Source organism: Limnochorda sp., assembly GCF_047459355.1.
Classification (GTDB): Bacteria; Bacillota; Limnochordia; order Limnochordales; family Limnochordaceae; genus Limnochorda.
The window spans coordinates 1-1,702 of sequence record NZ_VSCV01000083.1 but is presented as its reverse complement, the minus strand read 5'-3'; the positions used below and the strand labels follow the sequence as shown (position 1 = coordinate 1,702).

General features: G+C 68.2%; 2 protein-coding genes and 1 pseudogene. All 3 read left to right on the top strand.

The genetic code is table 11. From position 1 onward, the window contains the following. A partial coding sequence (locus FWJ67_RS10990) for a carbohydrate ABC transporter permease (RefSeq protein ID WP_304174086.1) occupies positions 1-572 on the top strand: 572 nt, incomplete at its 5' end. Positions 573-691: 119 nt separating this feature from the next. Beyond that, the gene (locus FWJ67_RS10985; protein ID WP_304174084.1) at positions 692-1,336 is read left to right on the top strand and encodes an RraA family protein; all 645 of its coding nucleotides are present in this window, start codon (positions 692-694) and stop codon (positions 1,334-1,336) included. Between the two features lie 33 nt (positions 1,337-1,369). Continuing rightward, positions 1,370-1,702: pseudogene (locus tag FWJ67_RS10980) on the top strand (mandelate racemase/muconate lactonizing enzyme family protein); the annotation flags it as partial.

Genomic DNA, 1,702 nt, shown 5'->3' with positions numbered 1-1,702 from the left:
TCTCGACCCTAGCCGCCTACAGCATCACCCGGTTGCCCTTGCCCGGGCGGCAGGGCGTGGCCACCCTGGTACTGATCACCTACCTGGTGCCCCAGTCGGTGCTCTTCATCCCCATGTACTTGCTGGTCAGCTCTCTAGGGTTGGCCGAGCGTCTCGCCGGCCTCTTGGTGGCCTATCCCACCTTCCTGGTGCCCTACGGGACGTGGATGCTGATGAGCGCCTTCCGGTCCATCCCGCTGGAACTGGAGGAGGCGGCCATGATCGACGGGGCGAGCCGCCTGCAAGCGCTCACCCGGATCGTCCTCCCCTTGGCCGCCCCGGCGGTGGCGGTGGTGGCCACCTCCAGCTTCACCCTCTCGTGGGGCGAGTTTCTCTACGCGCTGGTGCTCACCACCCGGCCGTCGGTCCAGACCCTGCCGGTGGGGATCTCCGGCTTCATCATCAGCGACATCTACATCTGGGGGCGGATCATGGCGGCGTCGGTCCTGGCGTCCCTGCCGGTGGTGGCGCTCTACATGCTGACCCAGCGCTGGTTGATGGGCGGCCTGACGGCGGGGGCCGTCAAGGGCTGATCGGTCGTTCTGGCCTTCTTCGTGGCCGCGGTCCCGGCGGGGGGAGAGCGGAAAGCTGCAGGGAGGGGTGCAGGAACGTGGGTGTGCCCACGGCGCACGTTGCCGAACGATTGCGAGCGGTGAAGACGGCGGATCTTTACGACGTGCTCGATGGGATGGGGTACCCCCATCAGTGCCTGGACCTGGCCATCCGCCCCCTGGCGCCCGAGATGCGGGTGGCCGGTCCCGCCTTCACCATCCTGGGGACCCGGGAACCCCGCTTCGGGGAGGCCTTGCCCATCCCCGAGATCGACCACTTCGCCCTCTTCGACCAGATCTATCCGGGCTGTGTGGTGGTGATCAACGCCGAAGGAGACCGCCTGGCGGGCCACTGGGGCGAGATGATGAGCTACGGCGCCCGCAACGCCGGCGCGGTGGGGGTGGTCATCGACGGCGGGACCCGGGACCGGGCCGGGATCCTGGCCATTGAAGGGTGGGCGTGCTTCGCCCGGTACACGTCGCCCATCGAATCGGAGAAGCGCTGGCGGCCCAAGGAGCTCCAGGTGCCCATCTACATGACGGGAACCACCACCAGCACCGTCCGGGTCAACCCAGGGGATTGGATCGTCGGCGACGGTGACGGGGTGCTGGTCATCCCCCAGGGGATTCTGGGTTCAGTGCTCTCCGCCGTGACGGACGTGGCCGAGCGGGAACGGCTCTCGGTGGAGGCCCTGGCTCGAGGCGAGAGCCTCAAGGAGGTCTTTGCCAAGTACCACCGGGCCTGAAGGGTCCGCCAGGAGCGTGGGGAGGGAGAGGCGATGGACGAGCGGGCAGCCCGGGAGGCCCTCAACCGGGTGAACCCCTACTCGCGGCCTTCGGAGCTGCGCATTACCGACATGCGCTTCGTCGATATCGTGGGGGCGCCCTTCCACTGCACCCTGCTCAAGATCTACACCAATCAGGGGCTGGTTGGTCTGGGCGAGGTCCGGGACATGAGCGACCGACGGTACGCCCTCATGCTGAAGAGCCGGCTCTTGGGCGAGAACCCCTGCCACGTGGATAAGCTCTTCCGCCGGATCAAGCCGTTCGGCGGCCACGGGCGGCAGGGGGGCGGGGTGAGCGGCGTGGAGGTGGCCCTGTGGGACCTGGCC